Source organism: Bradyrhizobium sp. WYCCWR15520, assembly GCF_056174665.1.
In genome coordinates, this window is sequence record NZ_JBWBWM010000016.1 from 155347 (window position 1) to 168627 (window position 13281).

Consider the following 13281-nt stretch of genomic DNA (forward strand, 5'->3'; position numbering starts at 1 on the left):
CTGTCTTCGCCGGCGGCGTCACCCCGCCGTCGCCAGAATACGAAGCATACTTCGTATTTTACAAGAGCAAACTTCATGCCATGATCTTCCCGTGGCGAAGCCGATCGAATCGAGCTATTCGCGCTGACGTTCCGAGGCTGGGAGAGTGCGTTGCGGAAAGCAAAAAAGCGTCATGGCGAGACCAGACATCGCCCGTGGCCGCTGTCAGAACGACCGGGCTTTCTGATCCGGCGGCTGCATCAGATTCACGTCGCGCTGTTCCAGGAAGCGTGCGGAGAATTCGAGGTGACGCCGCTGCAATACAGCCTGCTTTCGGCGCTCGCGGTGCGGAAAACCGCCGATCAGACCACGTTGGCGGCCGATATCGCGTTGGATAGGACGACGACGACCGGCGCGCTCAAGCGGCTGGCCGCTCACAATTATGTCGAGAGAGCCGTAAATGATGAGGACCGCCGCGCGCGGCTCTGTAAATTGACGCCGGCGGGAGCGGCGCTTCTGGCAAAAATCGAGGCATCAGCGCGGGCCGCGCACCGCGCCACGCTCGATAATTTAAGTGAACGGGAGCAGGCCGTATTCGTCGAAATGATGCAGCGCATCGTCGCAGCGCACTCCAATCGCGACAGCGCTACTGCCCTATTCGATTGAGCACCACGGCGCCATCTGCCGCCTTTTTAATTCGTACTGCATAATTTGTAGTCATTCGACCGCGGGGCATTCCAATGGACGCAGGAGGAACGCCGCCGCAACTGATCGAGCGGAAGCGGCTCCTTGCAGTGGGTCGTGGCCGTCAATGGTGTCAGGTCGCGAACGCAGCTAGCCCGGGCTCGATATGCGGCACGGCATCGACCAGTTCGCGTGTGTAAGCGGTTTTCGGATTGTCAAACATGGCCCGGCTTTCGCCCTGTTCGACGATGCGGCCGTTTTGCAGAACGATGGTTCGATCGCACATCATGCGAACGACGTTGAGGTCGTGGCTGACAAAAAGGAAGGCCAAATCATCCTCGCGCCGCAACCGGTCAAGCAGTTGAAGCACCACCGCCTGCACCGAGACATCCAGCGCCGCCGTCGGCTCGTCCAGCACCAAGAGGCGCGGCCGGCAGGCGATGGCGCGGGCAATGCCGACACGGGCCTTTTGACCGCCTGAGAGTTGATGCGGAAAGCGCGTCAGCAATTCGATCCCCAATCCCACGCGCTGCGCACACTCTTCCACTCGCTGCCGTAGCGCGTCGCCCGGGCGCATGCCGCCAAGCCGCAGCAGCGGATGGGCGATGCAGTCAAAGGCGGTGAAACGCGGATTGAGGCTGTCGTTCGGATCCTGAAAGACGATCTGGATATCCTTGCGAAACGGCGACCGGTGAAAATCGCGGGCCGGGATATGGCCGATCGACTGTCCCTCGAACGCGATCTCCCCCTCGCTCGGATCGATCAGCCGGCAGATGATGCGCGACGTCGTGCTCTTGCCGGAACCGGATTCGCCAACCAGACCGACGCTCTCGCCGGCGGTGATCGTCATTGAAAAATCTGCTACCGCCGCGGCGCCCTGATCGAACCGCTTAACGAGTTTCTGCACCTCCAGCAGCGGCGGCGTACCCGGCGCCGGCTCCGGCCGGGATGCGACGTGCGTCGCAATTTGCCGCCCCCGCTCCTCTTCCGGCACCAAATCCGCGATCCGCGAACTCGCCGTGGGCGAAGCCGCCACCAGACGTTTGGTGTAAGGGTGTTGTGGCGCGTGGAAGAGAGTCTTCGGCTCGGCCTCCTCGACCAGCCGGCCCTGCTCCATCACCACGACGCGGCGACAGTAGCGGGCGGCGAGACCGAGGTCATGGGTGATCAGGATGGTCGCCATGCCGCGCTCGGCCGCAATGCCGATCAGAAGGTCCATCACGACCTTCTGCGTCGTGACGTCGAGGCCGGTGGTCGGCTCGTCGGCGATCAGGAGCGCCGGGTTGCAGGAAATCGCCATGGCGATCATCACACGCTGGCACATGCCGCCGGAGAGCTCGTGCGGGTAAGCAGCCATCCGCTTTTCGGGATCGCGAATTTGCACGGCGCGCAGCAGCTCCAGCGCCTGCGCGCGCGCCTGATCGCGGGGCATTCGCTTGTGGGCCGTGATCGCATCGGCGATCTGGTCGCCGACGGCACGGATCGGATTGAGTGCTGCACGCGGGTTCTGGAAGATCATCGCCATCGCCGCGCCGTGCAGATGGCGGAAATCACCCGCCGATATTCGCGTGATGTCCTGCCCACGAAACCGGATATGGCCTGCCGTGACCCGCCCGGCCGCATCGAGCAGCCGCGTGATCGCAAAGCCGGTGACGGACTTGCCCGAGCCGCTCTCGCCGACAAGGCCGAGCATCTCGCCCTCGCCAAGCGACAGCGTGACACCGCGCACCGCCTCGACAAGGCCACGCCGTGTCGAGAAGGTCACGTGCAGGTCGCTCAGTGCGAGCAGCGACTGGGTCATGTTCGCATGCGGGGGTCAAGAATATCGCGCACCCCGTCGCCGAGCAGGTTGAAGCACAGCACCGTCAGCATCAGCGCCAGGCCTGGAAAGGCGACCAGCCACCATTTGCCGGTGGAAATGAAGCGCGCGCCCTCCGCAACCATGATGCCCCATTCCGGCGTTGGCGGTTTGACGCCGAGGCCGATGAAGGAGAGTCCAGCCGCATTGAGGATCGCCCAGCCGAGATTGAGCGATATCTGCACGGCCATGGCCGGCAGCACGTTCGGGAGCAGGAAGCGCAGCACGACCGAGAGGTGGCTGTCGCCGCAGGCGCGCGCCGCTTCAACCCAGCCGACATTGCGGCGGACATTCACCTCCGCCCGCGCAAACCGGATGTAGAACGGCAGATTGATGATGGCCGTCGCGATAACGATGTTCTCGACCCGGTTGCCGAGTGCCGCGACCATCGCCATTGCCAGCACGAAAAGCGGAAAGGCCATCACGACATCGACGAAGCGGCCGACGCCGCGATCGAGCCGGCCGCCGACATAGCCGCAGATCGCGCCGATAACGGCTCCGATGGCAAAGGAGATTCCGACCGCCGAAACGGCAATGGCGAGATCGAGCCGTGCTGCAACGATAAGGCGGCTGAACACGTCGCGGCCGAGCTGATCGGTACCGGCGATGTGCGCCGCGCTCGGTGGCATCAGGGCTTGCGACACGTTCGAGACGATCGGATCGTACGGCACGATCCACGGCCCGAAAATCGCGATGAGTGCAAGCAGGAAAACGCCGGCAGCGGCAACGGCGGTGAGCGGGTTGCCGCGCAGGATCCAGCCGGCATGGCGAAGCGTCGCTGAGGTCATCCGATTGTCACCCGTGGATCGGCGATGCCATAAAGGATATCCACCAGCAGATTGACGATCACAAACACGGTGGCCATCAGCAGCACAAAACCCTGCACCGGCGCATAATCGGAAGACAGCAGCGCATCGAGCGCGTAGGAGGCGACGCCCGGCCAGGAGAACACCTTCTCGACCAGAACATTGGCGCCGAGCATGGTCGAGAACACGATGCCTGCGATGGTAATGACCGGCAGTATGGCGTTTCGGAGTGCATAGGTGACGACGACCCGCCACCAGGGAAGGCCTACGGAACGCGCGGTGCGTACGAAATCGCTGCCCAACGAGACCAGCATCGAGGCCCGCGTGATGCGCGCTAGCGGCGCCACCACGAACAGCGCCATGCTCAGCGCCGGCAAGATCAATTGCCTGAAGGCGGCCCACCATCCATCGAAATCGCCTGCGAGCAGGAAGTCGATCAGCAGGAAGCCGGTCCGCCGGGGCGGCAGCGACGCAAAGATATCAACCCGGCCGGTCGGGTCGGGCGCGAGCCCGAGCAGGTAGTAGAACACATAGATCAGCAGCAGGCCCGAAACGAACGTCGGTACGCAGACGCCAAGCGCGCAGAAAAACCGCACGCCGTGGTCGATGAGGGAGCCCGGTCTCAGCGCCGCTAGCACACCGAGCGGCACCGCCGTCACCAGTGCGATCAACAGCGCCGTGAAGGTAAGCTCCAGCGAAGCCGGCAGCCGCTCGCGGAGGTCCTTCGTGACCAGCTGCCCGGTCATCATTGATCTGCCGAGATTGCCGCTGCCGACATCATAGAGATACAGCATCAGTTGTTCCGGCACCGGCTTGTTGAGGCCCATCTGCTTGCGGATGACCTCGATCTCCTCTTTGCCAGCATTCGGCCCCGAAGCGAAGAACACCGCGGGATCCCCCGGCAGCACCCGCATCAAGAGGAAGGTGAAGACGAGCACGCCAAAGAGCGCCGGCAGCGAGGACAGGAAGCGCCTGCCCGCCCGTACCACCGTTGCTCCAAGGGCCTGCATCTGACTGACCTGTTACTTGCGATTGAGATCGCGATAGTCCACCTGGCGGTGGAACTGGTAGGTGTAACCCTCGACCGAGGACGCCATCACGGCGTCCTGGCTGGGCTGCCAGAGCGGTATCTGCGGTATCTCGCTGAAATGGATGGCGTTGAGCTTGATGCCGTCTTCCTCATACTTGGCCGCATCGGGTTCGAAACGAGCTTTCTGCGCGATCTCCACCAGTTCCGGATTGTTGATCGACGAGTAATTCCAGCGCTGATTGCCGGTGTAGAAGTTGCGGTAGAAATAGTCGGTCGACGGCAGCCAAGCGACGATACCCTCGGTGAAGAAGGGAAGCTTTTTCTCATTGATCTGCGTCGACATCTGGGCATCCGGCAGCTTCTGGATATCGACCTTGATGCCGATCTTGGCCAGCGATTCCTTCACCAGGGCTGCCATCGGTTCGGCGGTCGAGGCCTGGCCGACATTGAAGCTGAACGTGGTCGAGAAGCCGTCAGGCATGCCTGCCGCCTTCAGATATTCCTTGGCCTTGTCGAGGTCGAGCTTCACCGGCTGCGGGATCGGATAGGCGCCGCTCGACGGCTTGCCATCCGCCCATGTCGCGCCGAACAGCGGCGAGCCGCGGCCGAACAGTGCCGCCTTGAACATGTCGTCATAGGGCAATGCAAAGGCGATGGCGCGACGCACATTGACGTTGTCGAACGGCGGAATCTGGTTGTTCATCGAGACAAAGGTGACAGCGTTGTATTGGGGCGTCGAAATCACCTTCAGCTTGGCCTTGGCCTCGAGCGACTGGACGTCACTCGCCTGCAGATCGATGACGAGATCGGCATCGCCGCGCTCGACCAGGTTGGCGCGTGTCGCCGGCTCCGGCACCGACTGCACGATGACGCGCTTGAAGAACGCCGACTTGTCGGCGGTGCCGCGATTCCATTCCGCGTTACGCGCCATGATCACCTGCTCGCCGGGCTTGAAGATCTCGATCTTGTAGGCGCCGCTACCGGCCGTGTTCTCCTTCAACCATGCCAGTGCCCAGGGATCGTCTGCCGTCGCATGCGCCTTCGCAACCTTGGAGTTGAAGATGATCGGATAGACGGTCGCGAGATTGGGAAGCGCCAATTTATCCGGCTTCGGCAGCGTCACCTCGATGGTCAGGGGATCGATCACCTTGAACTGGTCGGCTGATGTCATCGATCCCGTGAGGAGCTGTGCCTTGCCGAGGACCGGCGCCGTGACGACCCGGTCAAGCGACCATTTGACGTCTTCCGCCGTTACCGGCGTGCCGTCCTGAAACTTGGCGTCCTTGCGCAGGCGGAATGTCATCTTCAGCCCGTCCGGGCTGACCTCGTACGTTTCCGCCAGCTCCCCCGTGATCTTGCTGAGGTCAAACACCCATTTGCCGTTGAGCTGCTTGCGGCCGAAGGAAACCAGCCGGTCGTAGGTACTCAGACTCACCGCAAAAGCTTCGCGGGTCGACCCTGGAATATTCGGGTCGAGCGTATTGACGGAAGCGCCGGTCACGTAGCGCAATGTTTCGGCGCGCGTTTGCGCCTGCACCGATCCAGCAGCCAACGAAACCGCAATAAAGGCAGCCACCGGAAGCAGACGCCTGGATCCTGTAACGCTCATAGGACTTATTCCCTGTTTTGCCAAGTTTTCTGAATGAGAACATCAACTTAAAAGCAAGGGATATGCCAACCAGACCCGCCGGAAGCACAAGCATAGTAGGTATGAGCCAAGCTCCCCAGCGTCATCGAAATCGTTTCACCGTTTCTCGCCGGCGGCCGGCACTTGCCGCTCGACGACCGCCTGAGGCACGTCATACGCCTTGAACGAAGCCCAGTGCCGTTCGATGTCCGCGCGAAACAGGCCGCGTGTCAACCCATGCACGAGTTTCGGCACCGCCGTGGTCATCGCATTGATCGACGAGCCCGACGCGCCGAAGCTCATGGTGGAGGCGATCGCGAAGACATGGACATCCGCAATCCAGGGGGTTTCGCCTGCGATGCGCTCCATCAGCGCGTAGTCGTCGGCAAGATAGGGAAAACACCCGAGCCGCGGGCTGCGCTCGTCCGGCGGCGGCTGGTAGCGATCGGCCCAGGTCGCGATGTTGCCGGCGCAGTTTCGCAGTTCGGGCCGGCCAGAAAAATTCATGTCGATCCCGGTGCCGCAAATCACGAAGTCGGTTGCGAACACGCCCTTCGGCGTTTGCAATTCGATACCGCGAGGCGTTTCCCTGGCGGCGTCGATCGGCGCGCCCTCCTGCAGGCGAAAATTGGAATGGCGGGCGCAGCGATCGTAGGTCGCTTGCGGAAAGCCTTCCCGCATTTCCAGAACGGCGCGCATGAAGCGCCAGCGCCAGGCATCATCCAGATCGCAAAAATGCCGAAGGAAGCCGCGGAAGGTAAGCCAACGATAGGGCTGGATCACCTGGATCTCCGCCCTGCGGCAAAACAGATGCACCTCGGCCGCGCCAGCCTCCAGCGCCGTCGCGGCATTGTCGAAAGCCGAGGCCCCGGCGCCGATCACCGCAACCCGTTTGCCACGCAGACGCGCGAAGTCGATCGGCTGCGCCGCATGCACGCAAAGCGACGGCGGCAGATGGCGCAGCGGCTCCGGAACGGTCCAGTCGCCCATGCCTTCCTGCCCCGTCGCCAGCACGATCTTGCGCGCAAAGACAATGTCGACACCATCAGTGGTCTGCACCTTGGCCGCGAGCAATCCACCTGCTGTAGGCGAAATCTCGATGACCTCGCAACCATTGCGCACCGGCAGGTCCAGGACGCGCCTGAACCAGAGCAGGTATTCCGCCCAATGCTCGCGCGAAATCAGGTCGAGATTCCGCCAATCCTGCTCACCGAAGCGCGCCTCGTGCCAGGACTGGTAGGTCAGGCTGGGAATATCAAGATCAGGCCCGGTGAAATGCTTCGGACTGCGCAGCGTATGCATGCGGGCATAGGTGAGCCACGGCCCTTCCCATCCCTCCTCGGATTTGTCGAGCACAAGGATGTTGCTCACTTGCGAACGCATCAGCCCAAACGCTGTCGCGAGACCCGATTGGCCCGCGCCTACCACGAGCACATCCAGTGCCGGTTTGTCGTCCGGCCCCAGCGTGGGCATAAGCCACGCGGCATCCGGATGCGCGGTCTTGGCAAGATCGGCGCGAACCTGGGCTTCGAGAGCGATAAGAGGGCTGTTCATGCCGCGAGCCAACCGCCATCGACCACCATCACGGTGCCGGTCGTAAAGGAAGACGCATCGCTGGCAAGATGCAGCGCGGCCTCGGCGACCTCTTCCGCTTTGCCAAACCGTTTCATGGCGTGACGGTTGCGCGACGCTTCTTGCACCGGCTCGGGGTCGGCGTGACGGGCAAAACTGCGCCGCAGCATCGGCGTGTCGATGGCGCCCGGCGCAATCGCATTGACGCGGATGCCGTCGGCTGCGAAGTCGAGCGCCATCGTCCGGGTCAGGCTGATGATCGCCCCCTTCGCGGCGATATAGGCGCTGTTGCCCTTGCCGCCGGCGATCGCGAGCTGCGATGCCAGCGTGATGATCGAGCCGCCGCCTTGCCGCTGCATCTCGGGCACCACCGCGCGCGACCAAAGCCAGGTGCCGCCGACATTGGTGCGGAACACCGCGTCCCAGTCGGCGGGATCGGTGGTCAGCACCGTACCCCCGCAGGAAAAGCCTGCAGCAGCCATCAGCACATCGAGCCGGCCGCGCCGCGCCATGACATCGCCCACGGTATCTTTCGCGAAATCGACCTCGCTGACATCGCCGACATGGACCGATGCTTCGCCTTTGGCGCCCTCGATCGCCGCCAGCGTCTCCTGCAAGCCCGCGCGGTCGCGATCGACCAGCGCAACAAAGGCACCTTCCTTAGCGAAAAGCGCCGCGCTGGCCCGGCCGATGCCGGAGCCGGCGCCGGTCACGATCGCAGTCCGCCCTGCCAGTCTCATGTCAGGCTCCCCCTCGATGCCCGGTCCACCAACGGCTCAGATCGGTAGCCGAATCCGCGCAGCCGAACCGCGCGCGCCAGCCGAACTCCTTTGCCATGCGCGCGACCGAAAGCGGTGCCCGGTCGGCCGGACTATGCAGGTCGACCGTTGCCACTTCACCGGCATCCGTCAGCCGGCAGATGAAGCCGGGATGCAGGGCGGCCAGTTCCTGGCCCCATTGCAGCGCCGACCATTCCACGCCGGTTGAAATGTTATAGAGCTGATGCTCCGGCTTCGCGGCCTCGATCAGCAATGTCACGGCCTCCGCAACATCCACGGCATAGATCCAGTCCCGGACGCCCGGACGCGACAGAACCGCCTCACGCCCGCCTTGCATCGCGGCCAGAATCTGCGCCTGCGGGCTTGGCGTGTCGCGCACGTCGTTGATCCGCTCCCAGGGCCCGAACACCGCGCTCAACCGCACGCTGATGATCTCGCATTGCCAGAGACCGGCCAGGCGCGCAGCGACCTTCTCGGAAGCGAATTTGGTGATGGCATAGAGCGAGGCCGGATCGCAGGGAGTTTCTTCATCGAGCAGCACGTTCCGGAATGCGCTCGCGCCGTAGGCCGCCGCGGACGACAGATTGATGATGCGCCTAACGCCGCTGCTTCGTGCCGCGACCAGAATCGGTGTCTGAGCCAGCAGGTTGACCTGCAAAATGATCTCGGGATCGCTTACCTCACGCGCCGGTCCGGCGGTGATCGCGGCTCCCAGAATGATGGCGTCATAGCCAGTGGCGATTGCCTTTTCCACGGCTTGACTATCCCTGACATCGCCCTGGATTGCCGTTAGCCGATCGCCGTGAGAGGCGATATCTCTCCTTGCCTCAGGCGGCAAGCCCGCGCGGTCGAACAACGTCACCGCATGATCGCGCGCCAGCAGTGCCGCGGCGATATTGAGCCCGACGAAACCGGCGCCGCCGAAGACAAGGATTCTCATCGCTCAATCGGACATTGCGGCGGACGGATCACAGCAGGGTCGCGCCAAAATTCTGCTCGGGATCCATGTCCGGCATCAGGCGCCCGGTCGGTTTCGCTGCCTCGCCGCCCGTACGCGGAAGGAAGCGCCCGGAGCCTGCTTCGACCGAACGTTTGCCGTCCGCCACGATGACGCGCCCGCGCGACAGCACGGTGACTGGCCAGCCGCGCAGCTTGCGGCCGGCGAAGGGCGTGTAGCCCGCCAGATCATGCATCATCGCATCGCTCAGTGTGACCTCTCGCGCCGGATCCCAGATCGCGATGTCAGCATCGGCGCCGACCGCGATTGAGCCCTTGCGCGGATGCAAATTGTAGATCTTTGCCGGTGCGGTCGCGGTCAGCTCGACGAATTTTTCGAGGCCCAATCGGCCCTTTGAAACCATGGCATCGAACAGCAGTGGCAAGCGGACTTCGAGGCCGGGCAGACCGTTTGCCACCTGCTTGAAATTGGGATTGGGGCCGGCGCGCAGTTTTCCGGTCTCATCGAACCGATACGGCGCGTGATCGGACGAAACGGTCTGGAGATCGCCGAGCGCAAGCGCCTGCCACAATGCTTCCTGGTCGGCGGTGCGGCGCGGCGGCGGGCTGCACATCCATTTGGCGCCTTCGACGCCGGGCTTGTCGAGATCGTCGGCGGTGAGAAAGAGATATTGCGGGCAGGTCTCGGCGAACACCTTCAGCCCCTGCCCGCGCGCATCGCGGATCACCTTGGCGCCTTCGGCCGTCGACACGTGAAAGATCATGATCGGCTGGTCGATCAGCGCGGCCATGCCGATCAGCCGGTTGAAGGCCTCCGCTTCCGAGACGCGGGCGTGGCTGATGGCATGAAATTTTGGATCGGTATAGCCGCGCGCCAGCAGCCGCTTCACCATCCAGGAGATGATACCGTGGTTCTCGGCATGGGCACAGAGCATCGCGCCACCGTCGCGCGCCGCAAGCAGAATGTCGAGCAGCGGTTCGTCGTCGATTTTCAGGCGATCATAGGTCATGAAGATCTTGATCGAACCATGGCCCTGCTTGATCAGCGTGGGCAGATCCGCTTCCAGCGTTTCCCTGGTCGGATCGGCGATGATTATGTGAAAGGCATAATCGATCACGGCGCCCTTTCTCGCGAGCGCGTGATACTCCTCCAGCACCTGCGGCAGTTTCATGCCGACGTGCTGGGCCGCGAACGGGATCACGGTGGTGGTGCCGCCGAAGGCTGCCGAGACGGTTGCGCTCTCGAACGTGTCGGCGTTCACGATGCCTGCAGCCGAGAGTTGCTCGATATGGGCGTGGCTGTCGACACCGCCAGGCAAAACCAGCTTGCCCCGCGCGTCGATCTCCCGCCGCGCGCCCGGTAGCCCGCGGCCGACGGCTGCGATCGTCTCACCGGAAATGGCGACGTCGGCCTCGAACACGTCGCTTACGGTCGCGACGCGTCCGCCGCGAATGAGAAGGTCGTAGGCGGGCTCGGTCATGACAAACTCCCCGAATATTGTGTCCTGAATCCTAGGTCTAGCATTTCCCGAATAAAAGCACAGATCGTGCCGTTACCCTCCCTTGCGCTTTCACAGCAGACAGTGGACCATGTATCACTGGATGGCATGGTCATTGCTTCCATTGTCGTCTTGTTGCGCGTCGATCTCGCAGGATCAACCGACGCATCCCGCAGGAAAACACCATGTCCCGGTCACGCATTCTCGTCATCAATCCCAATTCCAACCAGCTCGTGACACAAGGGCTGGAGCAAGCCTTGAGGCCGCTCGACTTTGCAGGCGGACCGGAGATCGTCTGTGAAACGCTGACCGAGGGTCCTTACGGGATCGAGAGCCAGGCCGACGTCGATGGCGTGGCGATGCCGCTGCGCCGCCTCGTCGAAGGCGACAACCATTCGGCTGCCTTCGTCATTGCCTGCTACAGCGATCCGGGTCTGCATGTCTGCCGCGAAGCAACCGACCGGCCCGTGTTCGGCATCGCCGAATGCGGCGTGCTGACGGCGCTGGCGCGCGCCGAAACCTTCGGCGTCATTGCGATCGCGCAGCGCTCGATCCGCCGCCATGTCCGCTACCTCAGGCAGATGGGCCTGATGGATCGTCTGACCAGGGAGCGGCCGCTCAACATGAGCGTGGCGGAGACCGCGTCGGGCGAAGGAACGCTCGCGAAGATGATCGAGGTCGGGCGCGCGCTCAAGGACGAAGACGGATCCGGCGCCATCGTGATGGGTTGTGCCGGCATGGCGCGGCATCGCCGGCCGCTGGAGCAGGCGCTCGGGATTCCCGTGATCGATCCGACCCAAGCGGCCGTAACCATGGCGCTGGGCACGGTACAGTTCTCGCATCACTGACTTTGGTCGGACGTTTCGGCCGCTCCGTTGCGTGCGAGCCACTGCGCGTGGCTTTCGCGCGCCAGTGCGAAGGTGTCGCGCTGGGCAGCGTAGAGATTGCCGAACAAGCGCCCGATCGGCCGGTAAACGTCGAAATCGACATACATCTTTTCCCGGTCGATCAGGCCCTCGCGCGCGTGCAGGCGCAGCACCTCCCCAACAAGGAGTTCGCGGCCGGGCCCGAAGGCGAGCGCGACATGCTGTCGGCATTCGAGTGCGAAAGGCGCCACGGCTAATCTCGGCACATCGATATCGATCGACGGCAATGTCTTCAGCCCCGTCGCCTCCACTTCGCTGTCACCGGAGGGAAAGTCGATCGCGCAGTCGTTCATGGCGGCCGCCAGCGCCTCGTCCACCAGATGCACGACGAACTGCCCACTGCGGTGGATGTTGCGCGTGGTGTCCTTGGGACTGAGATCGGCCTTGTGCTGCAGGCCGAGCACAAGAAGGGGCGGATCTTCGGAGAAGACGTTGAAGAAGCTGAACGGCGCCGCGTTGACGCTACCATTCTCGTCGAGCGTCGTGACCAGCGCGATCGGCCGCGGCACGACGGCCCCACACAGCAGCTTGTACCGGTCGTGCGGGTCAAGTTCGCGGAAGGAGATACCCGACATCTAGTTTTCCGGAGGCGGCACCGCGCCGGCGCGGCTGGTGATCAGGCCGTAATGTTCAATGCGGCGGTGGCGCGCGAAATTGAAGATCGTGTTCTTGCCGAAGATGGTGGCGTCGAGATCGCAGGGGTGAATCAGCAGCTCGTCCTCCTCGGTCTTGGCCTCGACAACGATCTCACCGTCCGGATCAACAATCAGGCTGCCGCCGATCAAGGGGTGGCCATCCTCGATGCCGGCCTTTGCAACGCCTACGACCCAGGTCGAGTTCTGGTAGGCACCGGCCTGCGCGGAGAGCCGGTTGTGGAACAGCCGCTTTTCGGGCCCCTCCTCGGGCTTCTCGGCATTGAACGAGGGCGTGTTGTAGCCGATCAGCACCATCTCGACACCTTGCAGGCCCATCACGCGATAGGTCTCCGGCCAGCGCCGGTCGTTGCAGACAGCCATGCCGAAGATGCCGCCGAGCGCGCGCCAGACGTTGAAGCCGAGATCGCCGGGCTCGAAGTAGCGCTTCTCCAGATGCTGGAACGCGCGTTTCGTGTCGAACTCCGAATGACCTGGCAGATGAACCTTGCGGTACTTGCCGACAATTTTTCCGGACTTGTCGGTGAGGATACAGGTGTTGAAGTGATGTCCATCCGGCGTCAGTTCGGCATAGCCAAAATTCATTGCGATCTGGTGGTGGGCGGCCCGCTCAAACAGAGGCCTTGTCGCCGCGTTCGGCATCTCCCGCTCGAACCACGTGTCGACCTCGGCCTGATCCTCCATGTACCAGCGCGGAAAGAACGTGGTGAGTGCGAGCTCCGGATAGACGATCAGGTCGGCACCCTTCGCCTTGGCTTCATCCATCAGCGCGATCATGCGCTTGACGACGGCATCACGGCTTTCGGCTTTCTGGATCGGGCCCAGCTGGGCAGCGGCAACATTGATGACGCGCATGGCTAACTTTCTGGATGCTTCGATCTAAGGCGGCGCTTGCATGAAGGTGACGTAGT

General features: G+C 63.1%; 12 protein-coding genes. 2 read left to right on the forward strand and 10 right to left on the reverse strand.

Features of this window, described 5'->3' with window-relative positions; genetic code table 11:
* The first annotated feature begins 150 nt into the window (after window positions 1-150).
* Window positions 151-645: a MarR family winged helix-turn-helix transcriptional regulator gene (locus tag AC0QUY_RS19995; protein ID WP_475388055.1), complete on the forward strand. Its 495-nt coding sequence runs from the start codon at window positions 151-153 to the stop codon at window positions 643-645.
* A gap of 151 nt (window positions 646-796) precedes the next feature.
* Here the strand turns inward: AC0QUY_RS19995 and nikE are convergent, their stop codons facing one another.
* The 8 genes from nikE to hydA form a co-directional block, all read right to left on the reverse strand.
* Window positions 797-2464, reverse strand: coding sequence for a nickel ABC transporter ATP-binding protein NikE (gene nikE, locus AC0QUY_RS20000; protein WP_161855182.1), 1668 nt, complete (start codon window positions 2462-2464; stop codon window positions 797-799).
* Window positions 2461-3309: an ABC transporter permease gene (locus AC0QUY_RS20005; RefSeq protein ID WP_161855183.1), complete on the reverse strand. Its 849-nt coding sequence runs from the start codon at window positions 3307-3309 to the stop codon at window positions 2461-2463. Before AC0QUY_RS20005 ends, nikE begins: the two co-directional genes overlap by 4 nt.
* On the reverse strand, window positions 3306-4337 hold the full coding sequence (locus AC0QUY_RS20010) for an ABC transporter permease (protein WP_161855184.1): 1032 nt from the start codon (window positions 4335-4337) through the stop codon (window positions 3306-3308). The genes AC0QUY_RS20005 and AC0QUY_RS20010 overlap by 4 nt, the downstream gene beginning before the upstream one ends.
* Window positions 4338-4349: 12 nt before the next feature.
* Complete coding sequence (locus AC0QUY_RS20015) at window positions 4350-5966, reverse strand: ABC transporter substrate-binding protein (RefSeq protein ID WP_475388056.1); 1617 nt, start codon at window positions 5964-5966, stop codon at window positions 4350-4352.
* Window positions 5967-6101: 135 nt separating this feature from the next.
* Window positions 6102-7538, reverse strand: a complete 1437-nt coding sequence (locus tag AC0QUY_RS20020) for an NAD(P)-binding domain-containing protein (protein WP_475388057.1) — start codon at window positions 7536-7538, stop codon at window positions 6102-6104.
* Window positions 7535-8296, reverse strand: a complete 762-nt coding sequence (locus tag AC0QUY_RS20025; protein ID WP_475388058.1) for an SDR family oxidoreductase — start codon at window positions 8294-8296, stop codon at window positions 7535-7537. Before AC0QUY_RS20025 ends, AC0QUY_RS20020 begins: the two co-directional genes overlap by 4 nt.
* Before the next feature lies 1 nt (window position 8297).
* Entirely contained in the window at window positions 8298-9275 is a 978-nt protein-coding gene (locus tag AC0QUY_RS20030) for an NAD-dependent epimerase/dehydratase family protein (protein WP_475388059.1), read from the reverse strand.
* A 28-nt stretch (window positions 9276-9303) separates the two neighbouring features.
* Complete coding sequence (gene hydA / locus AC0QUY_RS20035) at window positions 9304-10773, reverse strand: dihydropyrimidinase (RefSeq protein WP_475388060.1); 1470 nt, start codon at window positions 10771-10773, stop codon at window positions 9304-9306.
* Window positions 10774-10976: 203 nt separating this feature from the next.
* Here hydA and AC0QUY_RS20040 point away from each other — a divergent pair, with 203 nt between their 5' ends.
* Window positions 10977-11639: an aspartate/glutamate racemase family protein gene (locus AC0QUY_RS20040; protein WP_475388061.1), complete on the forward strand. Its 663-nt coding sequence runs from the start codon at window positions 10977-10979 to the stop codon at window positions 11637-11639.
* Here the strand turns inward: AC0QUY_RS20040 and AC0QUY_RS20045 are convergent.
* Complete coding sequence (locus AC0QUY_RS20045) at window positions 11633-12292, reverse strand: flavin reductase family protein (protein WP_475388062.1); 660 nt, start codon at window positions 12290-12292, stop codon at window positions 11633-11635. The genes AC0QUY_RS20040 and AC0QUY_RS20045 overlap by 7 nt on opposite strands.
* A complete protein-coding gene (locus AC0QUY_RS20050) occupies window positions 12293-13225 on the reverse strand; it encodes an N-carbamoyl-D-amino-acid hydrolase (protein WP_475388063.1) in 933 nt (310 codons plus the stop codon).
* Window positions 13226-13281: the final 56 nt, after the last annotated feature.